General features: G+C 73.9%; 23 protein-coding genes. 9 read left to right on the top strand and 14 right to left on the bottom strand.

The window, feature by feature from the left end; translation table 11 throughout:
• Positions 1-30 precede the first annotated feature (30 nt).
• The 5 genes from HGA03_RS08275 to mtnN all read left to right on the top strand — a co-directional run bounded on the left by HGA03_RS08275 (position 31) and on the right by mtnN (position 4,685).
• Positions 31-1,389, top strand: coding sequence for an MFS transporter (locus tag HGA03_RS08275; protein ID WP_168629775.1), 1,359 nt, complete (start codon positions 31-33; stop codon positions 1,387-1,389).
• The gene (locus HGA03_RS08270) at positions 1,386-2,345 is read left to right on the top strand and encodes an alpha/beta hydrolase (RefSeq protein ID WP_168629774.1); all 960 of its coding nucleotides are present in this window, start codon (positions 1,386-1,388) and stop codon (positions 2,343-2,345) included. Before HGA03_RS08275 ends, HGA03_RS08270 begins: the two co-directional genes overlap by 4 nt.
• Positions 2,346-2,391: 46 nt before the next feature.
• Positions 2,392-3,297: a DNA-3-methyladenine glycosylase family protein gene (locus tag HGA03_RS08265; protein WP_168629773.1), complete on the top strand. Its 906-nt coding sequence runs from the start codon at positions 2,392-2,394 to the stop codon at positions 3,295-3,297.
• 219 nt (positions 3,298-3,516) lie between these two features.
• A complete protein-coding gene (locus HGA03_RS08260; protein WP_168629968.1) occupies positions 3,517-3,969 on the top strand; it encodes an S-ribosylhomocysteine lyase in 453 nt (150 codons plus the stop codon).
• The gene (gene mtnN, locus HGA03_RS08255; protein ID WP_168629772.1) at positions 3,966-4,685 is read left to right on the top strand and encodes a 5'-methylthioadenosine/S-adenosylhomocysteine nucleosidase; all 720 of its coding nucleotides are present in this window, start codon (positions 3,966-3,968) and stop codon (positions 4,683-4,685) included. Before HGA03_RS08260 ends, mtnN begins: the two co-directional genes overlap by 4 nt.
• Before the next feature lie 329 nt (positions 4,686-5,014).
• Here the strand turns inward: mtnN and HGA03_RS08250 are convergent, their stop codons facing one another.
• From HGA03_RS08250 to HGA03_RS08235, 4 genes are all read right to left on the bottom strand, one after another.
• Positions 5,015-6,790: a glycoside hydrolase family 35 protein gene (locus HGA03_RS08250; RefSeq protein WP_168629771.1), complete on the bottom strand. Its 1,776-nt coding sequence runs from the start codon at positions 6,788-6,790 to the stop codon at positions 5,015-5,017.
• A 77-nt stretch (positions 6,791-6,867) separates the two neighbouring features.
• Positions 6,868-8,187 (bottom strand): ABC transporter substrate-binding protein, encoded by a 1,320-nt coding sequence (locus HGA03_RS08245; protein WP_168629770.1) that lies wholly within the window; start codon positions 8,185-8,187, stop codon positions 6,868-6,870.
• A 49-nt stretch (positions 8,188-8,236) separates the two neighbouring features.
• Complete coding sequence (locus tag HGA03_RS08240; RefSeq protein WP_168629769.1) at positions 8,237-9,136, bottom strand: carbohydrate ABC transporter permease; 900 nt, start codon at positions 9,134-9,136, stop codon at positions 8,237-8,239.
• A gap of 2 nt (positions 9,137-9,138) precedes the next feature.
• Entirely contained in the window at positions 9,139-10,080 is a 942-nt protein-coding gene (locus HGA03_RS08235; protein WP_373307652.1) for a carbohydrate ABC transporter permease, read from the bottom strand.
• Between the two features lie 165 nt (positions 10,081-10,245).
• Between HGA03_RS08235 and HGA03_RS08230 the strand changes: the two genes are divergently transcribed.
• Complete coding sequence (locus tag HGA03_RS08230; RefSeq protein WP_168629767.1) at positions 10,246-11,319, top strand: LacI family DNA-binding transcriptional regulator; 1,074 nt, start codon at positions 10,246-10,248, stop codon at positions 11,317-11,319.
• On the opposite strand, the gene HGA03_RS08225 is transcribed toward HGA03_RS08230, so the two are convergent.
• Complete coding sequence (locus HGA03_RS08225) at positions 11,316-12,266, bottom strand: universal stress protein (RefSeq protein ID WP_168629766.1); 951 nt, start codon at positions 12,264-12,266, stop codon at positions 11,316-11,318. The two genes, HGA03_RS08230 and HGA03_RS08225, sit on opposite strands and share 4 nt — an antisense overlap.
• A 132-nt stretch (positions 12,267-12,398) precedes the next feature.
• Here HGA03_RS08225 and HGA03_RS08220 point away from each other — a divergent pair, with 132 nt between their 5' ends.
• The gene (locus HGA03_RS08220) at positions 12,399-14,081 is read left to right on the top strand and encodes an endo-1,4-beta-xylanase (protein ID WP_168629765.1); all 1,683 of its coding nucleotides are present in this window, start codon (positions 12,399-12,401) and stop codon (positions 14,079-14,081) included.
• Here the strand turns inward: HGA03_RS08220 and HGA03_RS08215 are convergent.
• From HGA03_RS08215 to HGA03_RS08175, 9 genes are all read right to left on the bottom strand, one after another.
• On the bottom strand, positions 14,053-15,183 hold the full coding sequence (locus HGA03_RS08215; protein WP_168629764.1) for a class I SAM-dependent methyltransferase: 1,131 nt from the start codon (positions 15,181-15,183) through the stop codon (positions 14,053-14,055). The genes HGA03_RS08220 and HGA03_RS08215 overlap by 29 nt on opposite strands.
• 106 nt (positions 15,184-15,289) lie before the next feature.
• Positions 15,290-16,009: a hypothetical protein gene (locus HGA03_RS08210; RefSeq protein WP_168629763.1), complete on the bottom strand. Its 720-nt coding sequence runs from the start codon at positions 16,007-16,009 to the stop codon at positions 15,290-15,292.
• A gap of 58 nt (positions 16,010-16,067) precedes the next feature.
• Positions 16,068-17,267: an amidohydrolase family protein gene (locus HGA03_RS08205; RefSeq protein ID WP_168629762.1), complete on the bottom strand. Its 1,200-nt coding sequence runs from the start codon at positions 17,265-17,267 to the stop codon at positions 16,068-16,070.
• Between the two features lie 14 nt (positions 17,268-17,281).
• Positions 17,282-18,328 (bottom strand): alanine racemase, encoded by a 1,047-nt coding sequence (locus HGA03_RS08200; RefSeq protein ID WP_168629761.1) that lies wholly within the window; start codon positions 18,326-18,328, stop codon positions 17,282-17,284.
• Positions 18,325-19,899, bottom strand: a complete 1,575-nt coding sequence (locus tag HGA03_RS08195; RefSeq protein WP_168629760.1) for an N-acyl-D-amino-acid deacylase family protein — start codon at positions 19,897-19,899, stop codon at positions 18,325-18,327. Before HGA03_RS08195 ends, HGA03_RS08200 begins: the two co-directional genes overlap by 4 nt.
• On the bottom strand, positions 19,896-20,675 hold the full coding sequence (locus tag HGA03_RS08190) for an ABC transporter permease (protein ID WP_168629759.1): 780 nt from the start codon (positions 20,673-20,675) through the stop codon (positions 19,896-19,898). The genes HGA03_RS08195 and HGA03_RS08190 overlap by 4 nt, the downstream gene beginning before the upstream one ends.
• Positions 20,672-21,445, bottom strand: coding sequence for an ABC transporter permease (locus HGA03_RS08185; RefSeq protein ID WP_239073495.1), 774 nt, complete (start codon positions 21,443-21,445; stop codon positions 20,672-20,674). The genes HGA03_RS08190 and HGA03_RS08185 overlap by 4 nt, the downstream gene beginning before the upstream one ends.
• A gap of 1 nt (position 21,446) precedes the next feature.
• A complete protein-coding gene (locus HGA03_RS08180; RefSeq protein WP_308439739.1) occupies positions 21,447-22,280 on the bottom strand; it encodes an ABC transporter ATP-binding protein in 834 nt (277 codons plus the stop codon).
• Positions 22,277-23,335, bottom strand: a complete 1,059-nt coding sequence (locus HGA03_RS08175) for an ABC transporter substrate-binding protein (RefSeq protein ID WP_168629758.1) — start codon at positions 23,333-23,335, stop codon at positions 22,277-22,279. The genes HGA03_RS08180 and HGA03_RS08175 overlap by 4 nt, the downstream gene beginning before the upstream one ends.
• 323 nt (positions 23,336-23,658) lie before the next feature.
• Between HGA03_RS08175 and add the strand changes: the two genes are divergently transcribed.
• The gene (gene add / locus HGA03_RS08170; RefSeq protein ID WP_168629757.1) at positions 23,659-24,666 is read left to right on the top strand and encodes an adenosine deaminase; all 1,008 of its coding nucleotides are present in this window, start codon (positions 23,659-23,661) and stop codon (positions 24,664-24,666) included.
• Positions 24,666-25,124 (top strand): PPC domain-containing DNA-binding protein, encoded by a 459-nt coding sequence (locus HGA03_RS08165; protein WP_168629756.1) that lies wholly within the window; start codon positions 24,666-24,668, stop codon positions 25,122-25,124. The genes add and HGA03_RS08165 overlap by 1 nt, the downstream gene beginning before the upstream one ends.
• The last annotated feature ends 43 nt before the right edge of the window (positions 25,125-25,167 follow it).

The following is a 25,167-nucleotide window of genomic DNA, read 5'->3' as shown; positions in this document are numbered from 1 at the left end:
CACCGGGCGGTCGGACGAAGGCGGTACACCATGGCCGTGGCCTCCACTGCGACCCTCGCCGGCTCCCCCACCATCCCGCGCCGCCGGGTGCTCGCCTGGGCGGCCTGGGACTGGGGATCGGCGGCCTTCAACGCGGTGGTCACGACCTTCGTGTTCACCCGGTGGCTGACCAGCGACGCCTTCGCCGCACCGGGGCTGTCCGGCGACGCGCTGGACCGGACGCTGGCCCGGCACTCGTCCTGGCTGGGCTGGGGGCTGACCGCCGCCGGGGTGCTGGTGGCGGTGCTCGCCCCGGCACTGGGCCGCCGTGCGGACGGCACCGGGCACCGGCGGCGGGCACTGGCCTGGCACACCGGGCTGACCGTGCTGGCCTGCGCGGCGATGGCGCTGATCGTGCCGGACCCGGACGCCCTGACCGCGAATCTGCTGGCCGGGATCGCCCTGCTCGCGGTCGGCACGGTGACCTTCGAGTTGGCCTCGGTGCACTACAACGCGCTGCTGTCCTCGGTGTCCACGCCCGCCACGGTGGGCCGGGTCAGCGGACTGGGCTGGGGCGCCGGGTACCTGGGCGGGATCGTGCTGCTGGCGGTGCTGCTGGTCGGGTTCGTGCAGCCGGAGGTCGGCTGGTTCGGGGTGACGGCCGAGGGCGGCGCGAACATCCGGGCGGCGGTGCTGGCGTCGGCGGTGTGGTTCGGGGTGTTCGCGGTGCCGGTGCTGGTCGCGGTGCCGGAGCCGGCGGTGGTCGCCGGGACGCCCCGGGTCGGGCTGATCGACAGCTACCGCCGGGTGTGGGCGGATCTGCGCGAGCTGTGGCGCCAGGCCGGCGGGCTGCGCGGGACGGTCGGCTTCCTGCTGGCCAGTGCGGTGTACCGGGACGGGCTGACCGGGGTGTTCACCTTCGGGGCGGTGATCGCCTCCGGCACCTTCGGGTTCAGCGCGTCGGGGGTGCTGGTGTTCGCGGTGGCGGCGAATGTGGTCGCCGGGATCTCCACCCTGGCCTGCGGGCGGTGGGACGACGTGCTCGGGTCGCGGCGGATCGTGCTGGCGGCGCTGGCCGGCCTGGTGGTCACCGGGATCGCGACCTTCGCGCTCGCCGATGCCGGGCAGTCGGCATTCTGGGTCTGCGGGCTGCTGCTGTGCCTGTTCGTCGGGCCGGCGCAGTCGGCGAGCCGGAGCCTGCTGCTGCGGGTCACCCCGGCCGGGCGGGAGAGCGCGATGTTCGGCCTGTACGCCACCACCGGGCGGGCGGCCGCGTTCCTGTCGCCGCTGGCGTTCTCGGTGGCGGTCGGGGTGTCCGGCAGCCAGCGGTGGGGCATCCTGGGCATCGTGCTGGTGATCGCAATCGGGGGCGGGCTACTGCTGGCGGTGCGGCCGCGGGTGGGCGCATGACCGGGCTCGACTGGCGACCGGACCCGCTCGGCGACGGCTGGCAACAGGCCACGCTGCCGGTGTCGGTAGCCGACCCGGAGCTGGTCGCCACCCTGGTCCGGCACGGCGAGCAACCGCCGGGACCGACGATGCTGCACGTGCACGGGTTCAACGACTACTTCTTCCAGCGGCACCTGGGCCGGGCGGCGGCGGAGGCCGGGCTGGCGTTCTACGCACTCGACCTGCGCCGGTGTGGGCGGTCCTGGCGCGAGGGACAGCTGCCGCACGTGGTGGCCGACCTGGCCGAGTACCGGGTGGACCTGGCGCTGGCCGCCCGGTGGCTGCGCGCGCTGGGCCACGATCGGCTGGTGCTGCACGCGCACTCCACCGGCGGGCTGACCGCGGCGCTGTGGGCGGCCAGCCCGGCGGGCCGGGAGGCGGTGGACGCGCTGGTGCTGAACAGCCCGTGGTTCGACCTCAACGCCCGGTGGTTCCAGCGGGTGGTCTCCACCTGGGTGCTGGACACCCTGGGGCCGCTGGACCCGGACCGGGTGCTGGCGGACGGGCCGTCGGCGTACTCCTACCACCTGCACCGGGACCACGGCGGGCGCTGGGACTACGACCTGCGGCTCAAACCACCGGACGGCTTCCCGGTGCGCGCGGGCTGGCTGCGGGCGGTGCGGCGCGGGCAGGCCCGGCTGGCCCGGGGGCTGGGCATCGAGGCACCGGTGCTGGCCGCCACCGCCGCCGAGTCCGGGCCGAACCGGTTGGACAACCCGCTGCTGGACGCGCAGGACACCGTGCTGGACGTGCGGCAGATCTGGGCCCGGATCCCCCGGCTCGGGCCGGACGTCACCGAACTGCGGGTGCCGGGCGGGATCCACGACCTCACGCTGTCCGCGGATCGGCCCCGGGAGCTGTACCTGGACCGGATGCTGGCCTGGGTGGACGAGAACCTGGCCGCCCGCGCCGCCTGACCTGCGCGATGTCCGGGCTGTCGGTCCCGTCGTGCATCCTGGCGCCGTGCCCCTGACCCGCACCCACCGCCCGGACGGGCCGCTGGACCTCCGGCTGACCCTGCTGTCCCTCAAGCGCGGACCCGGCGACCCTGCCCTGGGCTTCGAGCCGGACGGGTCGGCGTGGTGGGCGGTGCGCACCCCGGACGGCCCGGCCACCCTGCACCTGGCCGGTTCCGCCGCCGAGGTCACCGGCACCGCCTGGGGCCCGGGTGCGGCGCGGCTGCTGGACGGGCTGCCCGGGCTGCTCGGCGACCATGACGACCCCCGCCGGTTCGACCCCGCCGGGCACCTCGGCCTGCACCGGGCGGCGCGTGCGATGTCCGGACTGCGGATGACCCGCAGCGGGGACCTGTTCGGCGCGCTGGTCCCGGCCGTGCTGGAGCAGCGGGTGCTCACCGTCGACGCGCACACCGCCTGGCGGTTCCTGGTCCGGCGGCACGGCTCCCCCGCGCCGGGACCCGCCCCGGCCTGGTTGCGGGTGCCGCCGGATGCCGCGGGCTGGCGGGAGGTGCCGGTCTGGGACTGGCGGCGGGCCGGGGTGGACGACGCCCGGACCGGGGCCGTCCGCCGGGCCGCCTCGGTGGCCGGCAAGCTGGAACAGGCGGTCGCCCTCGGTTCGACCGCGGAGCTAACCCGCCGGTTGTGCGTGCTGCCCGGGATCGGGGTGTGGACCGCCGCCGAGGTCTGCCGCCGGGTGCTCGGCGACGCGGACGCGGTGTCGGTGGGCGACCTGCACCTGCCCCGGTTGGTGGGTGCCGCACTGGGCCGCCGGGTGGCGCAGGAGGAGGTGCTGGACGCCCTGGCACCCTGGGCGCCGCACCGGGGACGGGTGGTCCGGCTGCTGGAGCTGACCGAACGACGCGGTGGGCGGGACCGGCCCCGGCCGCGGCGGGCGGCCCGGTTCGCCTGAGCTGACGGCTGCCCGGGAGCCCCAGCCGCCCGGTGCCCGGCGCCCGCGAGCCTCAGCCGCCGGACGCCTGCGCGCCTGAGCCCGGGCCCTGGCGGGTCCAGCTCTCGGACCGGACGGGAATGCCGCCCGGCCGGTTCGCGCTGCACAATGGATCGGCACACCGGCGGACCCGCGGGTCCGGCCCCGAGCAGAGGAACCCCCACCGTGAACCAGCCCCGCATGAACGTCGAGTCCTTCAACCTGGATCACCGCACCGTCGTCGCGCCGTACATCCGGCTGGCGGACAAGAAGGTGCTGCCGGCCGGTGACGTGATCAGCAAGTTCGACGTGCGCTTCGCCCAGCCGAACAAGGCCCACCTGGAGATGCCGGTGGTGCACTCGCTGGAGCACATGTTCGCCGAGCACTCCCGCAACCACTCCGACCGGGTGATCGACTTCTCCCCGATGGGCTGCCAGACCGGGTTCTACCTGATCCTGCAGGGTGAGTGGGCCGACGAGGAGGTGCAGGAGCTGGTCGCCGCGACCCTCCAGGACATCACCGAGGCCACCGAGGTGCCCGCCGCGAACGAGGTGCAGTGCGGCTGGGGCGCGAACCACACCCTGACCGGCGCCCAGGAGGCCGCCGCGACCTTCCTGGCGCACCGCGCCGAGTGGAGCCAGGTCACCGCATGAGCCTGACGCACGTGCGCGCGGTGATCGCCGTCGCCATGCCGGACGAGGCCGCACCGTTCCTGGAGCGCGCCGACCACATCGCCGACCCGGTGACCGTCGGCGGCGCCGAGCACCACGAGATCGAGCTGGCCGGGCGACCGGTGCTGCTGGTCCGCGGCGGGATCGGGCTGGCCAACGCCGCCTCGGCCGCCTCCGCCGCCCTGGTCCTGGTCAGTGCCGCCGGTGGCCAGCCGGCCGCGCTGATCTCCGCCGGATCCGCCGGTGGGGTGCAGGCCGGGGTGCACGTCGGCGAGGTCGTGGTCGGCACCGAGCACCTGTACACCGGTGCGGACGCCCGGGCCTTCGGCTACGCGCTCGGGCAGGTGCCCGGGATGCCCGCGGTCTACACCGGCGACCCGGAGCTGCGCCGCGCCGCGCTGGCCGCCGACGCCGGCGACCTCACGCTGCGGGCCGGGCTGATGCTCTCCGGCGACCAGTTCGTCGACGCCACGCTGGTCGGGCCGGTGCGCGAGCAGTTCCCGGCCGGACTGTCCACGGACATGGAGACCACCGCCCTGGCGCAGGTGGCGCACGTGTACGGCGTGCCGTTCCTCGCGGTGCGCGGGATCTCCGACCTCTGTGGCCCGGCGGGGGCGGACGACTTCCTCACCCACGTCGACGACGCCGCCGAGCGGTCGGCCGCCGTGGTGACCGGGCTGCTGGCCCGGCTGGACTGACCGGGAGGGTCGTCCCCGGCCGGCCCGCCCGAGCCGGCCGGGCTCCCCGAGCCGGGCAGGCGCCCGAGCCAGCCGGGCCCCCCGAGCCAGCCGGGCCCGCCCAAGCCGGCCCGACCCCCCAAGCCGACCCGACCCCCCGAGCCGACCCGACCCCCGAGCCGGCCCGGCCTGCGCCCGCCGCGCCCGACCCCGCCGAACTCGCCCGAACCCGCCACCCGCACCCGTCCCCGCCGCGCCGAGAGTGCACGAATGCACGCCTCCCGGCCCCGGAGACGTGCATTCGTGCACTCTCGAGGAGGAAGCAGGCCCGAGGGACCCGATCGCTGGGGTCACTCCTCGATCGGGCCCAGGTCCGGCCCGGCCACGAACTCCACCCGCGGCGCCGCCGCCCCGTGCAGTTCCAGCAGCACCAGCTCGTTCCCGGTCTCGCGCAGCAGCGGTCCGGGCAGGTAGAGCGTGCCGGTGGGGCCGGCAGACCAGTACCGCCCGAGCAGGAAGCCGTTCACCCAGACCAGTCCCTTGCCCCAGCCGTCGGTGCGCAGGAAGTGATCGGCGCCGGCCACGGTGTCGAAGCTCCCGGCGACCAGCACCGGCCCGGCCAGCGGGGTCTCCGGCTGCAGCGCGGCGCCACGGTCCAGGGCGGCGAGCAGCTCCGGCCCGAGCGGGTCGAGCTCCAGCGACACCGTCCGCCAGTCGGTGAGCTCCCGGACCGCGGTCCGCGCGCCGCCGATCAGCCCCTTGGTCTCGCCGATCTTCGGGCCGTAGTTGACCCGCCCCTGGTCCTCCACCAGCACGGTGAGCTCCCCGGCCCGGCGCGGCAACGGCAGCGTGCGGTCGTGGCCGGTGCGGGACAGCACCCCGACCGGCTCGCCGTCCAACAGCACCAGCGCCCGGTCCCGGACCTCGCCGACGCTGAGCACGGCGTCCTCGGCGGTGATGGTGGTGCGGTAGGCGATCAGGCCCTCCCACTGCGCGGCGTCGTCCATCGTGGGCAGCCGGTCCCAGACCCGCTGGTCGCCCAGCAGCCCGGCGTCCAGCGCGTCCAGCAGCGGCAGCGCCCGGGTCAGCGGGACGGTCAGCTCGGGAGCGGGCGGGGCGGGCTCGGGCAGCTCGTCCGGCACCGGGGCGTAGCGCGCGATCACCTCCCGCATCGCGTGGAACTTCGGCGTCGGGGCACCGTGTTCGGCGAGCGGGGCGTCGTAGTCGTAGCTGGTGGTGATCGGCAGGTAGGTGCCCTTGTCGTTCGCCCCGTTGGTGAAGCCGAAGTTGGTGCCGCCGTGGAACATGTACAGATTGACCGACGCCCCCTGGGCCAGCAGGTCGTCCAGGTCCTGGGCGTTGGTACCGGGCGGGGCGACGTGGTGCTGCCGGCCCCAGGAGTCGAACCAGCCGTTCCAGAACTCCATGCACATCAGTGGGCCGGTCGGCTGGTGCCGGCGCAGCAGGGCCAGCCGCTCGGTGGCCCGGGAGCCGAAGGTGATCGTGCGGTGCAGTTCGGGCAGTGACCCGCGCTGCTGCATCGCGTCGTCGGCCTGGTCGCAGCTGAGCAGCGGGACGGTGATGCCGTGTCCGCGGACCAGGTCGATCAGGGCGCGCAGGTAGTCGGCGTCCTCGCCGTACGCGCCGTACTCGTTCTCCACCTGGACCGCGATCACCGGTCCGCCGTGGTCGATCTGCCGTGCGGCGACCAGCGGCAGGTGCTGGGCGTAGTACTCGGCGATCGCGGCCAGGTAGCGCGGTTCGTGCCGCCGCACTCCGACGTCCGGGTCGGCCAGCAGCCAGCCGGGCAGCCCGCCCCCGGTCCACTCGGCGCAGATGTACGGGCCGGGCCGGACGATCGCGTACATCCCCTCGGCGGCGATCAGGTCCAGGAACCGGCCCAGGTCGCGGGGACCGGTCAGGTCGAACTCGCCGCGCCGGGGGGCGTGGACGTTCCAGGCCACATAGGTCTCGATGGTGTTCAGGCCCATCAGCCGGGCCTTGCGGATCCGGTCCGCCCACTGGTCCGGATGCACCCGGAAGTAGTGCAGCGCCCCGGAGATGACCTGGAACGGCTCGCCGTCCAGCAGGAAGTCCCGGTCGCCGATCTCGAACCTGCTGCCCATCGGTGTTCTCGCTCCTCGGTGTGGCTGGGTGGGGCCGGCCGCCGTTCCCCGGGCGGCCGGCCCCGTGGACTCCGGCGTCAGTCGACGGTGAAGCCCTGCTCGTTGCCGTAGCTGATGGTCTTCTCCTGCCAGTCGGCCAGCCCCTCGGTCAGGGTGGTGCCGGAGACGTAGGCCTGGCCGACGGTGTCGTTGAAGATGCTGTTGGCGTAGACCTGGTACGGCAGGTACTGCCAGCCCTCGACCACGTCGGCCGCCGACTGCGAGAGCACCTCGTTGATCTTCTGGCCGCCGAAGTAGTCGAACTCCTTGTTCAGGAACTCCTCGGACTCCAGGTCGGCGGTGGTCGCCGGGAAGCCGCCCCGCTCGATCCGGATGGCCACGCCGTCACCGACCGTCGCGTAGTGCAGGAAGTCGTAGGCCAGCTCCTTGTCCGGCGCCGCCTCGGTCACCGACAGGCCGGAGCCGCCGTTCTCCGCGGTGGCGGACTCCCCCGCCTCCCACTGCGGCATCGGGGCGACCCGCCACTGCCCGGCGGCCTGCTCGACACCGGACTCCAGGTTGCCGGGCATCCAGGCGCCGATGGTCAGGGTGGCGATGGTGCCGTTGCCCAGGCCCTGGTACCACTCGTCGGACCAGGAGCTGATCGGGGCGAGCAGGTCCTGGTCGATCAGCTGCTGCCACAGGTCGGCGAACTTCTGCGATCCCTCGTCGGTGAAGTCGACGGTGACGTCGGTGCCGTCCACGGTGTACGGCTGACCGCCGGCCTGCCAGATCATGCTGGTGGTGAAGCCCGCGTCCCCGGTGTCGTTGGCGATGTAGACGTTCGGGTCGGCGGCGTGCAGCGCCTGGGCGGCGGCGACGTACTCCTCCCAGGTGGTGGGGATCTCGATGCCGTACTTCTCGAACACGGTGGTGTTGTAGAACAGCGCCATCGGACCGGAGTCGGCGGGCAGGCCGTAGATCCCGTCCCCGCTCTGCACGGCGTTCCACGGCCCGGGGCTGAAAGTGCCGTCCAGGTCGGCGGCGCCCAGGTCGGACAGGTCGGCCAGTGCCCCGCCGAGCGCGAACTGGGGCAGCGCGTAGTACTCGATCTGGGCGATGTCCGGGATGCCGGAGCCGGCAGCGACCGCGTTCTGCAGCGCGGTGTACTGGTCGTTGCCGGTGCCGGCGTTGACCACGTCGATGGTGACGTCCGGGTTCTCCGCCATGTACTGCTCGGCGATCGGTTCGACGGTGTTGTCCCAGGCCCAGACGGTCAGGGTGCCGCCCTCGCCGCCGGAGCCGGAGTCGCCGGTGGAGTCACCGGAGGATCCGCCGGAGGAGCACGCCGCCAGGGTCAGGGCCAGGGCACCGGCGGCAGCGGCGGTGCGCCACAGGGTGCGGGTGGGGTGAGTCATGCCAAGTCCTCTCACATCGTTGTCAGACAGGGGGCACTGCGGGGTGGGGTCATTCCTTGACGGAGCCGGCCGCCAGACCGGACTGCCAGTAGCGCTGCAGCAGCAGGAAGGCCGCGATCAGCGGCAGGATCGTGAGCAGGGCGCCGGTGATCACCAGGTTGAAGATCGCCTGCCCGCCGGCGGTGGCCGCCTGGGCGTTCCAGGCGTTCAGGCCCAGGGTGAGCGGGTACCAATCCGGGTTCTTCAGCATGATCAGCGGCAGGAAGTAGTTGTTCCAGGTGGCGACCATCGTGAACAGCAGCACGGTGACGATGCCGGGGGCCAGCAGCGGCAGGCTGATCCGGGCGAAGGTGCGCGCCTCGCCCGCGCCGTCCACCCGGGCGGCCTCCATCAGTTCGGTCGGGATCGCCTCGGCCGCGAAGGTCCACATCAGGTAGAGCCCGAACGGCGAGATCAGCGACGGGATGATCACCGACCACGGGGTGTTGGTGATCCCCATCTTGCTGAACATCAGGAACGTCGGGACGGCGAGCGCGGTGCCGGGCACCGCCACCGCGCCGATCACGATGGCGAACACCGCCCGCTTGCCGGGGAACCGGAACTTCGCCAGCCCGTAGCCGCCGAGCACGGCCAGCAGGGTCGCTCCGCCGGCCCCGGCCACCACGTACATCACCGTGTTGGCCAGCCAGCGGACGAAGATGCCGTCCGAGTAGGTCAGGGTGTCCGCGATGTTGCTGAACAGGGCGAAGTCGCCGCTGAACCACAGCCCGAACGAGTCGAAGAGCGCGTTCTGGGTCTTGGTGGCATTGATCACCAGCCAGGCCAGCGGGATCAGGCTGTAGATCAGCACGATCGCGGTGAGCACGGTCAGCAGCGGGCTGCGCCGCGGCCGGTCGGCGGAGTAGGCGGGGCGGGAACGGCGCGGGGTGCGCAGGGTGGTCGAGCTCATCGTCACGACTCCTTCCGCATGCCGCGGAGCTGGACGACGTAGGCGATGGCCATCGTGAGCAGGCCCATGATGATCGCGACGGTCGCCGAGTAGTTGTACTGCTGGCCGGAGAAGCCCAGCGAGTAGGCGTAGAGGTTCGGGGTGAAGGAGGTGGTGATCGCGTTCGGCGCCAGCGACTGCAGGATGCTCGGCTCGTTGAACAGCTGAAACGAGCCGATGATCGAGAAGATGGTCGCGATCACCAGCGCGCCACGGATCGCCGGCAGCTTGATCGCGCGGATGATCCGCCACTGCCCGGCCCCGTCGATTTCCGCCGCCTCGTACAGGCTGTGCGGGATCACCCGGAGCGCCGAGTAGAAGATCAGCATGTTGTAGCCGACGAACTCCCAGGTGACGATGTTGCCGATCGACGCCAGCACCAGTTCCGGGGACAGCGGGTTCGGCAGGCTGATCCCGAAGGCGTCGTTGATGTTGCCGATCAGGCCGAACCGGGTGCCGTACATGAAGCCCCACATCAGGGTGGCGACCACCGCGGGCACCGCGTAGGGCAGGAAGATCGAGATCCGGAAGAAGTTGCTGCCGTGCAGTCGCCCGGAGTCGATCGCCAGCGCCACCAGCAGCGCGATGCCGAGCATGATCGGCACCTGCACCACCAGGAACAGCGCGACCCGGCCGACCGCGGACCAGAACAGCGGATCGGCCAGCGCCCGGCTGTAGTTGTCCAGCCCGACGAAGGCGTTGCCGCCGACCAGCTGCTGGCGGAACAGACTGAGGTAGAGCGAGTAGCCGATCGGCGCCAGGAACACCAGCGCGAACACCAGCATGAACGGGCCGACGAACCCCCAGCCGGTCCAGCGGCGGGCCAGGCCACGGCGGCGCCGGCCGGGCGGTGAAGCGGTCGCCACGGCGGTGGCCGCCAGGGCGGGTGGGACGATCTGCGTCACGGGGAGCCACTCCTTCGGGGCAGATGTTGACGTCAACATCCGATGCGCCGCAACGCTCCCACAGGCCCGGAACCCGCGTCAACGATCGATCGGTCACGAAATGGTGACGTCACCATTCGGCGCGGACCGCTCCGATGTTCACGTCATCACCGTTACGATCGGCGCATGTCGACCGCTGTGTCCGCCGACGGAACCGCCGGTGGCGCCCGCCCCGCCCGGCCCAGCCCTTCGATCGGCGACGTCGCCCGGCTCGCCGGGGTCTCCGCCCAGACCGTCTCCCGGGTGTCCACCGGCGCCGACAACGTGCGCCCCGCGACCCGGGACCGGGTGCTGGCAGCGATGGACGAACTCGGCTACTCGCCCAACCACGCCGCCCGGGCCCTGCGCTCCGGCAGCTTCGGCACCATCGGGATGATCGCCCACCGACTGGCCCGCACCGGTGAGTCCCGCACCGTCGAGGCGGTGGTCGAGGCCGCCCGGGCCGAGGGCTACACCGTCAGCCTGGTGGACGTGCAGTCCCCCTCCTCGGACGAGGTGACCGAGGCGGCCGCCCGGCTGTCGCACCAGTCGATCGACGGCCTGGTGATCATCCGCGCCGAGACCGCCACCCCGACCAACCTGGTGCTGCCGCCCCGGGTGCCGGTGGTGGTCTCCGACAGCCGGTTCGCCGGGCACCACCCCGCGGTCGGCGCGGATCAGGTCACCGGCACCCACCTGGCGGTGCAGCACCTGCTCGACCTGGGCCACCACACCGTGCACCACCTGGCCGGACCCGCCTCCTCCGCCCCGGCCGAGATCCGGGTGGAGACCTGGCGCGCACACCTGATCGGCGCCGGCCGCCCGGTGCCCGAACCGCTGCGCGGCGACTGGTCGGCCCGCTCCGGCTACCAGCACGGGCAGCGGATCGCCGAGGCGGTGCGCCGGGACGCGATCACCGCGGTGTTCGCCGCGAATGACGAGATGGCCGCCGGCCTGATCCGCGCGCTGTCCGAGGCCGGGCTCCGGGTGCCGCGGGACGTGTCGGTGGTGGGCTTCGACGACATCCCGCTGGCCGAGTTCCTCTGGCCGCCGCTGACCACCGTGCAGCAGGACTTCCACCTGATCGGACGGCAGCTGATGGACCTGCTGCTGCGCCAGATCCGGGACCGGGAGGTGGTCGCCGATCAGCGCATCATCGTGCCGACCCGCCTGGTGCAGCGGGCCAGCACTGCCCCACCGCGCAGCGGCACCCCCGCCTAGGGCTGGACCCGCACCCCGTCCGCCGGGGTGTCCACCCGCTGCGCGGGCAGCTCCATCGCGCTCAGCGCCCGCTGCACCGCCTCCGGATCACGGGTGACCAGCACCGGGCTGTGCCCGCGGTGCACCACCGCCCGGCTGACCGAGCCCAGCACCAGGCTGACGAACCCGCCCCGGCCCCGGGACCCGACCACCACCAGCGAGGCATCCACCGACCGCCGGATCAGCACGTCCTTGGCCCGGCCCTCGACCAGCCGGACCGCGGTGTCCAGCTCGGGCCGGGTCTGGCACCAGCGCCGCGCCCGCCCGGCGACCTGCTCGGCGGCCTGCCGGGCACCGTCCGCGGTCAGCGCAGCCAGCCCGGTCAGGGTCGGCGTCGTCCCCTGCGCGGTGGGGGTCCAGGCGACCAGCACCTGCAGCTCCACCCCGGTCGCCTCGGCTGCCGACCGGCCCTCCTCCAGGGCGATGAACGAGGCGGGCGACCCATCGAAGCCGACCACCACCGGTCCGGCGCCACCGGCCGTGGCGTCCTCGGGCACCACCGCCACCGCGGTGGGCGCCTGGTGCAGCACGCCGGAGGTGACCGAACCGAGCAGCGGTCCGGCACTCTGCCCGGCACCGTGCCGCCCGAGTACCACCATCGGCGCGTGCGCCCCGCGGGCGGCGAGCACGGCCACCGGCGACCCGTGGTCCAGCACCGGGGTCACCTCCAGCCCGGGAGCCGCCTCCGCCGCGATCCGGGCGCCCTCCTCGGGCACCTCACGGACCTGGTCCAGCACCTGCCGGCCCAGCCAGCCGTCACCGGCACCGCCGTTCGGCTGCCCGGCGAAGCCCCAGGCGTGCACCACCTCCAGCGGCCGGTGCCGGTCCCGGGCCCAGGCAGCGGCCCAGCGCACCGCGGTCGCCGACTCCGTCGATCCGTCGTATCCGACCACCATCGCGTTGCCCATCATGACCTCCCCGAGGGTCCTTTCCCCCACATTGCGCCACAAACCGGACGACACGCCAGGGCGAAGGTCCCGGTTCGGTCATCCCGGGCAGCGCAGGACGGCCGCACCCGGGCGTGCCTATCGTGTCCGGGCGTGCCCGCCGACCGAGAGGACCCGCCCGTGCGCCGACCGGCCGTGATCGGAGTCTGCACCGCCCTCGCCACCGCCGTCGTCGCCGTCGCCGTGCTCATGGTCCTCCGCGAACCTGCCCCCGCACCCAACCCCGCGGCGTCGGCCACGGCCACCACCGACCTGACCACCGTCCTGGCGACCGGCTTCGACGACCCGGAGCAGGACGCGGCCGGGTGGACGGCTCTCGGCGAGGGGGTCGCGGTGGAGCGCTCGGCCGAGGTGCCGCACTCCGGCGGTGGGTCGCTGCTGATCACCGGCCGGGCTCAGGTCTGGCACGGTGCGCAGGTCGACGTCACCGGCATGATCGCCGCCGGACAGCCGCACACCGTGACCGCCTGGGTCCGGCTCGGCCAGGGTGGCGGCGCGGAACCCGGCGCCGACCGGCACGGCCAGGCCCAGTTGACCCTGCAGCGCACCGGCGAGCACGAGCGGTTCTGGCACCTGGCCCGGGCCGAGGTCGGCACCGACGGCTGGACCGCACTCACCGGGGAGGTCACCGTGCCCGAGGACGACGGCGGCGGCGAATGGCGGCTCTACCTGGAGACCACGGACACCCTGGCCGATCTGCGCCTGGATGACGTGCGGATCGCCCGGCCGACACCGCCGGTGCAGTCCGGCCTGGCCTCGCTGGCCGGCGCCACCGACCTGCCGATCGGCACCGCGGTGGCCGACCAGGACCTCAGCGGCCGCCCGGCGGAGCTGCTGCTGCGGCACTTCGACCAGCTCACCGCGGAGAACGCGATGAAGCCCGCGGTGGTCCAGCCGGCCGAGGGCGAGTTCGACTTCGGGCCGATGGACCGGGTACTGGACTTCGCGGTGCAGCACGGGCTGCGGGTGCACGGCCACACCCTGGTCTGGCACCGCTCCACCCCGGACTGGTTCTTCACCGCGCCGGACGGCCGTCCGCTGACCGACAGCCCCGCCGACCAGGAACTGCTCCGCCAGCGCCTGCACACCCACATCCAGGCGGTGGCCGACCACCTGGCCGAGCGCTACGGGGCGGACAACCCGGTGCTCTCCTGGGATGTGGTGAACGAGCCGCTGGATCCTGCCCAGCCGGACGGCCTGCGGCACTCGCGCTGGTACCAGGTGCTCGGCCCCGGCTACCTGGGCGAGGCGTTCCGGACCGCACGGGATGCCTTCGGCCCGGGGGTGACGCTGTACCTGAACGACTACGACACCGACGCCCCGGACCGGCGACGCGCCCTGGTGTCGGTGCTGACCGGGTTGCGGGCGGAGGGCGTGCCGGTGGACGCGGTCGGGCACCAGATGCACCTGCGGCTCGGGGCGTCGGTGCAGCGGGTCGCCGACACCCTGGACGAGGTCGCGGCCCTGGGCCTGCGCCAGGCGGTGACCGAGCTCGACGTCGCCCTGACCGCCCCGGACCAGGACCTGGACCGGGTCACCGCCGACCAGCTCGCCGAGCAGGGCGACCTGGTGCGGGAGCTGGTCACCGCCGTGGTGGCCCGGGACCCGGAGTTCATCGGGGTGTGGGGGCTGTACGACACCCGGTCCTGGCTGCGCACCTGGCCGCGGGACCGGCCGCTGGAGGCGCCGCTGCTGTTCGACGACGAGTTGCAGGCGAAACCCGCCTACCAGGGCTTCCTGGCCGGACTCAGCGCGGGACCGACACCGACGCCGTGATCGTGAACTTGGTGTTCCGGGCGATCTGCCGGGTCGGCCCGACCGCCTGGGTCAGGCTCGGCCGGTAGCGCAGGGCGGAGTTCCACACGCACCACAGCTCCCCGCCCGGGCGCAACACCCGGGCGGCCTCGGCGAACAGGGTGCGGGCGATGCCGTCCTCCACCGCCGCGCCGATGTGGAACGGCGGGTTGAGCACCACCAGGTCGGCACTGCCCGGGTCGATGCCGTCGGTGCCCCGGGCCCGCTGCACCCGCACCCGGTCGCCCAGGTCGTTCGCGGCGGCGGTGGCCCGGGCGGAGGCGACTGCGGCGGCGGACTCGTCGGTGGCGATCACCAGCGGCCGGTTGTCCCGCCGGGCCAGCACGCAGGCCAGCACCCCGGTGCCGCAGCCCAGGTCCACCGCGACCCGGGCCTCCGGCATCGCCGCGTCCAGCCGCTCGACCAGGAACCGGGTGCCGATGTCGATCCGCGGCCCGGCGAAGGCGGCCCCGTGTGCGCACACGGTCAGGCCCAGGTCGTCGTGCCGGACCCGGACCGGCCACAGGCGGCCACGCCCCGGGCGGGGACCCGCGGCGTGCAGCACCCGGGACTTCTGCCGTCCCCGGCTGGCGTGCACGGTGGTGAAGTGCCGGGCCAGCACGTCGTTCATCGCCCGGGACATGTGCTTGTCCCGGCCGCCGGCGACCAGCACCACCGACGGGTCGGCGTGCGCGGCGAGCAGGGCGGCCAGCTCGTCCAGCGCGTCCAGGGAGCGCGGCAGCTGTGCCAGCACCACCCGGGCCCCGGCGACCAGCTCCGGTACCAGGTCCAGCGCCCGGTATCGCCCGGTCATCGCCAGCCGGTCCGCGTTCGCGGCCAGTGCGAGTTCGCCGGTCAGCCGGTCGGTGTGCGTGCGCAGACCGTCCAGCCCGTGCCGGGCCGCCGCGCCGAGGGTCAGCGCCCCGTACCGGTCGCCGATCACCACCACCGTGCCGTCCTCGGCCCCGGCCAGCGCTCCGGCCGCCTCGTCCAGGATCAGCCGGTCGGAGGCGTCCACCGCGACCAGGTCCGGGGAGGCGATCTCCGGCTCGCAGCGCAGGGCGGCGAACAGATCGTCGGTCATCGGGCTCCTCGGGGCGGGTCGTCACGGGCACAGCGGGCACAGCGGGCACATCGGGCACAGTGGGCACAGTGGGGTCGGTGGGGGCGGGCGTGCTCCGGCGCCGCGGTCAGGGCGTCACCGTCACGGTCCACGACCCGTCGGTGTCCAGGGCGACCAGGCCGGGCATCGGCACCGGGTACACCTGGTCGAGCTCCGCGTCCGCCCCGACCGCCAGGGACATCGGGTCGTCGCCGACGGCCGACACCAGCCGGCCGTGGATGTCGTCCCCGGTGCCGGCCGAGGTCGCCTCCACCCGGACGTGCTTGCCCTCGTCGGCCATCCGTAGCACCACCGGACCGGTGCCGCTCTGCGGTCCACCGGACTCCGGCAGGTCCTCCGGGCTGCTCAGGGTGAGCGTCCAGTCGCCGTCCGCCGACACCTGCACCCGGTCCGGCACCACGGCGTTGCTGAGGTCGACCAGGAACTGGCCGGTCAGCGGGGCGGCGGCGGTCCCCCAGGTGGTGCCGGCGCCCGGGCTGGTCACCTCGACCGGGCCGGTGCAGGCCGAGCAGTCCAGCGCGGCGACCAGGGCGGTCTCGCCCGGTGCCTCGAAGCCCACCGAGGCCGTGCCGGACAGGGTGGCCGTCGCGGACCGGCCGGGTGCGACCGTGCCGAGGTCGGCGTCCGGGGCCGGGAGATCGCCGCGTCCCTGGCTCGGCATCAACGGCGAGAAGGGCTCACCCTGCTGCGGCGCCGCGGCGGTGGGACCACCGCAGGCGGCCAGCAGGGCGAGCACGGCGAGCGACGCGGGAAGGGCGGCGCCGCGGCGGAGGCGGCGAGGTGTCACCCGCCCATTGTCACCGACCCGGCCCCGGGACCGCCCACCGGAGGTCCCGCCCCGGGGTTCAGTCCGGCAGCTGTCCGGCGATCAGCACCCCGCGGGAGACCACCGCCACGATGTTCTCCACCCGCAGCGCGTCGATGTCCTCCCACGGCCGCCCGCGCAGCAGCACGAAGTCGCTGCCCAGGCCGGTGCGCAGCCGGCCGGTCACCTCGCCCAGCCCGATCGCGTCGGCGGCGTCCGAGGTCGCCGAGGCGAGGGTGCGCTCGGCAGACCAGCCGAACATCGACGCCATCGTGCGCACCTCCTCCATCTGGTCGCCGAACTGCACGAACTGCCCGGAGGCGTCGGTGCCGAGCACGAACCTGACCCCGGCCTGTGCGGCGGCGGCGAAGCCCGCGTCCCGGAGCGCCACCACCTCGCGCGCCTTGGCCTGGGCCTCGGCGGACACCGGCCGCCGGGCCTCGGCGATGATGTCGTTGATCAACAGGGTCGGGGCGACCGGCAGGTTCCGCTCCACCAGCGCGGGCAGGTGCCGCTCGGCGATCGCGGTGCCGTGCTCGATCGAGTCGACCCCCTCGGCCAGCGCGATGTCCAGGCCCTCGGCGGAGTGGGTGTGCGCCGCGACCAGCAGCTGCAGCGCATGCGCCTCGTCGACGGTGGTGGCGATCTCCTCGCGGGTCTGGTTGCGCCAGCCGACCTTGTCCCCCATCGACAGCACCCCGCCGGAGGTGTAGATCTTCACCCCGCTCGCCCCGGCCCGGGCCCAGGTGCGCACCAGCTTGCGGCACTCGTCCGGGCTGTCCGCGGTCGGCGGGCGGTGCGGGTAGTGCGGCGGGACGAACAGGTCGCCATGCCCGGCGGTCATCCCGACCTGCCCGTGCGACAGCAGCCGCGGCCCGGTCAGGATCCCGGCGTCGAAGGCCCGGCCCACCGCGAGCTGGATCGAGTCGGCGGCCAGGTCGCGCAGCGTGGTCACCCCGGCCCGGGCGCACCGGATCGCGTTGGCCGCCAGGTGCAGCGACCGCTCCTCGGCCGGGGTGATCAGCGGCCAGGTGGCGGCGTCCCGCGCGGGCTCGCCGGCCGGGTAGCCCAGGTGGACGTGGGTGTCGATCAGCCCGGGGATCACCGCCAGCTCCGGGTGCCGCGACGCCGACTCGCGCACCTCCAGGATCCGGTCGCCGGACCAGGTGATCCGGCTCGGGCCGTGCAGGCGCTCGCCGTCCCACAGCGGGATGCCGTCCAGGTGCTGCTCGATGGTCATGCGGGGAGTCTCTCCTACAGGTGGGGGTGGACGGTGGACAGCGGGGTGCCGTCGTCGGCCAGCACCGGGATCGTCCGCCAGCGGTCGAAGGCGCCGCACGGGTGGCTGAGGCCGAGCCGGAGCACGGTGCCGGGGGCGAGCCGGACCCCGGCGGGCAGGGCAAGGAAGGCGTGGTGGTCGTTCACGGCGGTGACGGTCCAGTCGTCGTGGCCGAGCACCACCGGCAGCCGGTCGTCGGTGGGGGCCTCGCGGCGGCCGAAGCCGAGGATCGCCAGCCCGTCCTCCGGCTGGGACAGCACCGCGGCGCGCAGCTCCAGGGCGGGGCGGAACCGGTCACGCAGCGGCGAGGTGCGCTGGTAGACGCCGTGGTCGTGGGTCAGGTAGCAGCCGGAGCGCAGCACCAGCGTCGCGTCCAGGTCGCCGAGGGCGGCCACCACCTCGTCGAAGTAGGACGATCCCCCGGCGGTGACCAGCGGCGGGCGCAGCTCCTCGGTCAGCGCCCGGACCCGGGCCAGCAGGGCGGCACGGGGCGCCGGGTCGTGGGTCAGTCCCTCGAAGGCGGCGATCCCGGCCAGCTCCACCAGCGCCGAGCCGCGCACCCGGGCGGCCAGGGCCCGGGCGTCGTCGTCGTTACGCACCCCGGTGCGGCCACCCGGCGAGCCGAGCTCCAGCAGCAGCCGCAGCGGACGGGCCGGGCGGTGCGCCGCCAGCCGGTCCCGCAGCAGGTCCAGCCCGGCGCCGGAGTCGACGTAGGTGAGGAACTCCGGGCCACCCGGCACCAGCAGCTCGGTCGCCACCCAGTCGATGTCGGCCGGGTCGACCAGCAGGTTCGCGTGCAGGATCCGCGGCACCCGCCAGCCGGCCAGGGTGCGCAGCTGCGCCGGGGTCGCGGCGGTCAGGCCCCAGGCACCGGCGGCCAGTTGCCGGGCGGCCAGCTCGGGCGACATGTGGGTCTTGGCGTGCGGCGCGAGCTCCACCCCGGCGGTCCGGCAGTAATCGGCCATCACCGCCAGGTTGTGCGCCAGCGCCGACTCGTGCAGCACCAGCTCGGGCAGGCTCATCCGGCCCGCCCCGCGCGCAGCACCCGGCCGGCCCGCTCGCCGGTGAACTCGCCGTCGGCCACCACCGGGGTACCGGCCAGCACGGTCCAGCGCACCCCGGTCGGCCGCCGCCAGGGCTGCTGCACCGTGCCGTCGTGGCCCACCGTCGCCGGGTCGATCACCGCCAGGTCGGCCACCGCACCGGGCGCGAGGTAGCCCCGGCCGGGCAGTCCCAGCGCGCGGGCCGGCAGCGAGGTCATCTTCCGGATCGCCTCCGGCCAGTCCAGCACGCCGAGCTCGCGCACGTACCGGCCCAGCACGGTCGGGAAGCAACCCCAGCCCCGCTGGTGGGCGTTCCCGACCGGCACCGAGTTGTCCGAGCCGATCGCGATCAGCGGGTCGGCCAGGATCGCCCGGACGTCGTCCTCGGCCATCAGCCGGTAGACCATCATCGCCCCCGGATCGGCGACGATCAGGTCGCACAGGGTGTCCCAGGGGTCGCCGCCCAGCTCGGCCAGCGACCGGCCGAGCAGCCGGGTGTCCCGGTGCATGGACACGTACACCCCGTCCGGGCTGGTCTGCGACCACGAGCCGGAACCGGGCCCACCGGCGGCACCCCGCTCGGCCAGCGCCCGGCGGCCCTCCGGGGTGGACAGCCGCTCGACCAGCGCGTCCCGGCCACCGACCTGGGCGGCGGCGGGCAGCAGCGCGGTCAGGAAGCTCTCCCCCGTGGTGTACGGGTAGGCGTCGCCCAGCACCTCGATCCCGCGGGACCGGGCCTCGTGCAGGGTGGCCAGCAGCTCGGCGGAGCGGCCGTGGTTCGCCCGGCCGGCCGCCTTGCAGTGCGAGACCTGCACCCGCACACCGGTGCGGCGGGCCACCTCCAGCGTCTCGGCCAGCGCGTCGGCCAGCCCGTCGCCCTCGTCGCGCATGTGGGTGGCGTAGGGCCGGCCCCAGCGCGCGGCGACCGCGGCCAGGGCGGCGACCTCGTCGGTGTCGGCGTAGACGCCCGGGGCGTAGATCAGGCCGGTGGACAGCCCGAAGGCGCCCTCGGCGAACGCCCGGTCGGCCAGCTCGGTCATCCGGTCCAGCGCGCCCGGCGCCAGCTCCTGTTCCATCCCGTTCGCACTGATCCGCAGCGTGTGGTGCCCGACCAGCGAGGCGACGTGGGTGGTCGGCCCATGCTGCTCCACGGCATCCAGGTACCCGGCGAAGCTGCGCGGCTGGTTCCAGACCGCGTCCACCCCGGCCGCCACCGTCGAGCTGATCGGCCGGTGCAGCTCCACCGCCCGGTCGTCGACCAGCGGGGCAGCCGAGTTCCCACAGTTGCCGACCACCTCGGTGGTGACCCCCTGCAGCAGCTTGAACGGCTGCGGCTCGGCCATGAACGGCACCACGTCGGAGTGGGTGTGCGGGTCGATGAACCCGGGCGTGACCAGCAGGCCACCGGCGTCGATCACCCGGGTCCCGGCCGGCACGTCCAGCCCGGTGCCGACCGCGGCGACCCGGTCCCCGGCGATCAGCACGTCGGCGCGGACGGCGGCGGCGCCCGTCCCGTCCAGCACCTGCCCGCCGCGCACCAGCAGGTTCACGACAGCTGGCCCATCCGCTCCAGCACCAGGGTGTCCGCGATCGACACCACCGCGTAGGCCAGCATGGTCACCGCGGCGATGGTGATCGCCGAGGCCCACATCTGGTCGTAGCCGAAGGAGCCCGCGGCGCGGGAGATCGCCCCGCCCAGGCCCTCACCGGTGGACAGCCACTCGGCGATCATCGCGCCGGTGACCGCCGAGGGCACCGACACCCGGGCCGAGGCCAGCGTGGCCGGGACCGCGGCGGGGAGCGCGACCTTCCGCAGCACGGTCCAGGACGACCCGCCGTAGGCCAGCACCAGGTCGCGGTGCTCGCCGGTGACCGAGCGCAGCCCGAACAGGATGTTCGCCAGCGCGGGCAGGAACACCACGATGATCACGATCACCGTCACCCCGGTCAGGTTCCGGCCGAAGATCAGCGTGATCAGCGGGGTCATCACCACCAGCGGGATCGAGCGCAGCACCATCGCGGTCGGCATCACGATCCGCTCCGCCACCGGGGAGATGCAGAAGATCACCGCCAGCACGAAGGCCGCGACCAGGCCGACCAGGTAACCGAAGCCGGCGTCCCGCAGGGTGACCGCGAGGTTGCCGGAGATCAGCTCCCGGTTCTCGGCGGCGTCCGGCGCGGTGACCAGCCAGTCGAAGACCTGCCAGGGCTGCCGGGCGATCAGCGGGTTCACGTCGAAGACCACCAGCACCAGCGACCAGATCGCCAGCGCGATCAGCACCGCGATCGCCAGGGTGCCGATCCGGCGGAGCAGGAAGCGGGTCATCCGCGCCGCTCCTTCGCCCAGGGGGTGGCCAGTCGGCCGAGCAGCCCGACCAGCCCGTAGCCGGCCAGCGAGATCAGCCCGGTGAGGATGCTCAGCGCCCACACCCGGTCCGGCATGATCTGGCGCTGCGCCGCGTTCAGCGCCACGCCGATCCCGGAGTCGATCCCGCCCAGGTACTCCCCGACGATCGCGCCGAGCAGCGCACCGGGCACCGCGACCTGCAGCGCCGTCGCCAGCGCGGGCAGTGCGGACATCAGCTGCACCTTGCGGATCTGGGTCCAGCGCCCGCCACCGTAGGCGGCCACCAGGTCCAGCGAGCTGCGCGAGGCCGACTTCATCCCGAGCAGCGCACCGACCAGCGTGGTGAAGAACACCAGCAGCGCACCGAGGAAGATCGCCGACGCGCGCCCGCCGAACATCGCCATGATGATCGGCCCGATCGCGGTCAGCGGCAGGCAGGAGCTGATCACACCGACCTGGGTGACCACGCTCTCCAGCTTCGGCACCACCAACACCAGCGCGGCGACCAGCAGCGCGGCCAGGTTGCCCCACAGGTAGCCCTGCCCCGCCCGGCTCAGGGTCGGCACCAGATTCGCCTGGTAGAAGCCCCAGCCGTCCCGGAACACCGAGCGCAGCACGGCGTCCGGGGTCGGGAAGCTGGTGGAGTTGGTCAGCCCGGCCGTGCCCGCCCACCACAGGGCGATCAGCAGCACGATGCCGACGGTGCCGCCGACCCAGGGCCGGGCCAGGGCGGCGCGGAATCCGCCCAACTCAGCTCTCCCCGAACAGCAGACCGGACAGGTGGTCGACCACCTCGTGGAACTCGGGGGTCCGCATCAGCTCCGGGGTGCGCGGCCGCTCGAACGGGATCTCGACGATCTCCACGATCCGGCCGGGCCGGGCGGACATCACCGCGACGTAGTCGGACAGCAGCGCCGCCTCGGAGATGCCGTGCGTGACCATCAGCGTGGTCGCCGAGCGCTCGGTCCAGATCCGCTGCAGCTCGAAGTTCAGCCGCTGCCGGGTCATGTCGTCCAGCGCGCCGAACGGCTCGTCCAGCAGCAGGAAGTCCGGGTGCACCGCCAGCGCCCGGGCGATGGACGCGCGCTGGCGCATCCCGCCGGACAGGTGCGCCGGCCGGGCGTTCTCGAACCCGGTCAGCCCGACCAGCTCGATCAGCTCGTCCACGGTGGCGTCGTCCCGGCGGTGCTGGATCTCCAGTGGCAGCTGGATGTTCTTGCGCACCGAGCGCCAGGGCAGCAGCGCCGGGTCCTGGAACGCGATGCCCATCCCCGGGGCGCGCTTGCCGCTGGCGACCGGGGTGCCGTTCACCGCGACCGTCCCGGCGGTGGCGGTCTCCAGCCCGGCCAGGATCCGCAGCACGGTCGACTTGCCGCAGCCGGACGGGCCGAGCAGCGACAGGAACGACCCGCGCGGGGTGCTCAGGCTGACGTCATCCAGGGCGTGCACCTCGCGGCGGCCGGTGCGGAACACCTTGTCCAGGCCGCGGATCTCGATGCCCGGGGAAAGTGGCGCACCCGCCCCCGCGTCCACCGAGGGGGGCGGGGACGCGGAGGCGGGTGCGGTCTGGGGGCCGTCCGTCACTTGACGTCCGGGTTCTCGCTGAGCACCTCGTCCAGCAGGGACAGGTCGAAGAGCTCGTCGGCGGTGATGTCGATCCCGGCGAAGGCGAGCGAGTCGATGGTGCCCTGCTGCAGCTCGTCGGTGATCGTGAGCAGGCCGTTCGCCTCGGTGTCGTCGGTGGCGATCAGCTCGGCCTGGCGGTCGAAGGCCAGGGTCATCGCGTCGCGGTCGTACTCCTGGTCCTTGCCGTACTTGTCCACGGTCAGGGACACGGCGCGCTCCGGGTCGTCCAGCGCGGCCTGCCAGCCCTGCACGGTGGCCAGCAGGAACGCCTTCAGCTCGTCCGGGCGCTCGTCGATGTCGGCCTGGGAGGCGACCAGCACCTCACCCACGATCGGCAGGCCCTCGTCGGCGAGCAGGAACTCGACCGCGTCGAACCCGGCCTGCACCAGGGTGCTGGCGCCGGAGGTGGTGTAGCCGATGTAGCCGTCGACCTGGCCGGTGGTCAGCATCGAGGTGTCGGACAGCGGGACGGTGGTGACCTCGGTGGTGTCGATGTCGTTCGCCGCCAGGAAGGCGTTCCACACCAGGGTGTTGGAGTCGGAGACCGCGATGGTCTTGCCGGCCAGGTCGTCCGGGCCCTCGATCGGGGCGGAGGCCGCCGACACCAGGGCGAACGGGTTGCGCTGGTAGGTGGCGCCGATGATCTTGACCTCGGCACCCGCCTGGATCGCCGGGGCGGTGATCAGCGGGGAGGACAGCCCGACCAGGGCCTGGCCACCGGCGACGGCCGCCTCCGCGGAGGTCGCCGAGGACCCGCCCGCGGTCAGGGTGACCTCCTCGAAGCCGGCGTCGGTGTACAGCCCGTCCTCGACGGCGACGTACTCGCCGGCGAACTGGGTGTTCTTCAGCCATGACAGCTGCACGCTGACCGGGGCGAAGCCCGTGTCACCGCTGCTCCCGGTGGCGTCGGCGGTGGAGTCGTCGGAGCTGGAGCACGCGGTCAGCAGCAGGCCGGCTGCGGCGACAGCGGCGACCAGACCGGAGAACCGGCGGGCACGGGCGGTGCGGGTCACGTCTACCTCGGATCGGGATCGGGTGGCCGTCGGGTGGGGCCACGGGACGACGGCAATCATGCAACCCTCCAGCCCCGGCGCGCCGCCATGTGGGATCGTCCGAAGTCCACGGGGGCCGATGGTGTGATCCGTTGTGCGGACCACCGAGAGCGGTCACATGCCGGACATCTGCCGGACCCCTGTGACGTGACCCTGGCCGATCCTCCACAGCCGGGCGCCGGGGGCCGTCCGGTCGTTGGTCGATCGTCCGAAGATGCGTCCGGCACCCCTGTGATGAACTGCCGGACATCCCCTTCTCCTGCCGCCGAGAGGACCTCACCGACGTGTGGCCCACCGCTGAACTGCATGTGCACCTCGAGGGCACCCTGGAACCGCCCTTGATCCGCACACTGGCGCAGCGCAACGGCCTGCCCGTCCCGGCCGGGATCGACGACCGCGCGCCCTACCCCGATCTGCAGGCCTTCCTCGACGTCTACTACGCCAACCTGGACGTGCTGCGCACCGAACGCGACTTCGCCGAGCTGACCACCGCCTACCTGGACCGCGCGGCCGCCGCCGGGGTCCGGCACGCCGAGGTGTTCGTCGACCCGCAGTCGCACACCGACCGCGGCGTCCCGCTGGCCGCGGTGCTGAACGGGGTGCTCGGCGCCCTCGACGCTGCCCGGGACCGGCACGGCCTGACCACCGGCCTGATCGTGTGCTTCCTGCGCCACCTCGGCCCCGAGGCCGCCGCCGACACCCTGGAGGCCGTGCTCCCCTGGCGCGACCGCCTGCTCGGCGTCGGCCTGGACTCCGCCGAGGTCGGCTACCCGCCCTCGCTGTTCCGCACCGTCTTCGCCCGGGCCGCCGAACTCGGCCTGCGCCGGGTCGCCCACGCCGGCGAGGAGGCCGGACCGGACTACGTCTGGGAGGCGCTGGACGTGCTGGGCGCCGAGCGGATCGACCACGGCAACCGCGCCCTGGAGGACGCCGAGCTGGTCGCCGTGCTCCGTGAGCGCCAGGTCCCGCTGACCGTGTGCCCGCTGTCCAACCTCGCGCTGCGCACCGCCGGCCCCGACCTGGCCGACCACCCGCTGTCCGTCATGCTCGACGAGGGCCTGCTCGCCTCGGTGCACTCCGACGACCCGGCCTACTTCGGCGGCTACCTGGACGACACCCTGCGCGCCCTGGCCGTCGCCGGCGCGGTGCCCGAGTCCGTGCTCGGCCGGCTCGCGGTCAACGCCGTGCGCTCCGCCTTCGTCACCGACGCCCGCCGCACCGAGCTGCTGGACGCGATCAGCGCCCACGCCGCCGGCCTCGGCCTGCCCGACCCGGTGCGGGTGCCCGCCTGATGCGCTCCGCCGAGATCACCATCGGCCGCCGGATCGCGGTCGCCCTCGACCCCGGTGACGAGGTGCTGGAAGCCCTGACCAAGGTCTGCGCCGAACACGGCATCCGCCAGGCCACCATCCCGGTGTTCTCCGGCGCGCTGCGCAGCGCCCGGTTCATCGCCGCGCACACCCCGGTCCAGGACCAGGAACCGCCGCTGCCCCAGGAAGTCACCGTCACCTACACCGAGGGCATCGGCTCCGGCATGGTGATGTGGGACGAGACCGACCAGCGCGCGGTCCCGCACCTGCACGTCGCCCTCGGCGTGAAGAACACCGGCGCCACCGGCTACGCCGGACACCTGCTCGGCGGGGAGGTGCACTACACCGCCGAGGTGGTGATCGAGGAGGTGCTCACCCCCGCGCTGCTCCGGGTCGCCGACGCCCGGGCGTACGGGATCGCGACCCTGCACTTCGGCTGACCGCGCGCGCCCGCCCTGCTGCGCCGGGTCCGAGTTCGTCACT

The sequence above is a fragment of the Cellulomonas denverensis genome (assembly GCF_012396125.1).
GTDB classification, from domain to species: domain Bacteria; phylum Actinomycetota; class Actinomycetes; order Actinomycetales; family Cellulomonadaceae; genus Cellulomonas; species Cellulomonas denverensis.
The sequence above is the reverse complement of the archived record's forward strand: the minus strand, read 5'-3'. Positions and strand labels throughout refer to the sequence as shown.

Coding starts and splice junctions, on each gene's coding strand:
- HGA03_RS08230 (WP_168629767.1), top strand. CDS start 10,246: ATGTCGACCGCTGTGTCCGCCGACGGAACCGCCGGTGGCGCCCGCCCC.
- HGA03_RS08215 (WP_168629764.1), bottom strand. CDS start 15,183: ATGACCGACGATCTGTTCGCCGCCCTGCGCTGCGAGCCGGAGATCGCC.
- HGA03_RS08205 (WP_168629762.1), bottom strand. CDS start 17,267: ATGACCATCGAGCAGCACCTGGACGGCATCCCGCTGTGGGACGGCGAG.
- HGA03_RS08270 (WP_168629774.1), top strand. CDS start 1,386: ATGACCGGGCTCGACTGGCGACCGGACCCGCTCGGCGACGGCTGGCAA.
- HGA03_RS08240 (WP_168629769.1), bottom strand. CDS start 9,136: ATGAGCTCGACCACCCTGCGCACCCCGCGCCGTTCCCGCCCCGCCTAC.
- HGA03_RS08250 (WP_168629771.1), bottom strand. CDS start 6,790: ATGGGCAGCAGGTTCGAGATCGGCGACCGGGACTTCCTGCTGGACGGC.
- HGA03_RS08165 (WP_168629756.1), top strand. CDS start 24,666: ATGCGCTCCGCCGAGATCACCATCGGCCGCCGGATCGCGGTCGCCCTC.
- HGA03_RS08275 (WP_168629775.1), top strand. CDS start 31: ATGGCCGTGGCCTCCACTGCGACCCTCGCCGGCTCCCCCACCATCCCG.
- HGA03_RS08190 (WP_168629759.1), bottom strand. CDS start 20,675: ATGACCCGCTTCCTGCTCCGCCGGATCGGCACCCTGGCGATCGCGGTG.
- HGA03_RS08225 (WP_168629766.1), bottom strand. CDS start 12,266: ATGGGCAACGCGATGGTGGTCGGATACGACGGATCGACGGAGTCGGCG.
- HGA03_RS08200 (WP_168629761.1), bottom strand. CDS start 18,328: ATGAGCCTGCCCGAGCTGGTGCTGCACGAGTCGGCGCTGGCGCACAAC.
- mtnN (WP_168629772.1), top strand. CDS start 3,966: ATGAGCCTGACGCACGTGCGCGCGGTGATCGCCGTCGCCATGCCGGAC.
- HGA03_RS08260 (WP_168629968.1), top strand. CDS start 3,517: ATGAACGTCGAGTCCTTCAACCTGGATCACCGCACCGTCGTCGCGCCG.
- HGA03_RS08245 (WP_168629770.1), bottom strand. CDS start 8,187: ATGACTCACCCCACCCGCACCCTGTGGCGCACCGCCGCTGCCGCCGGT.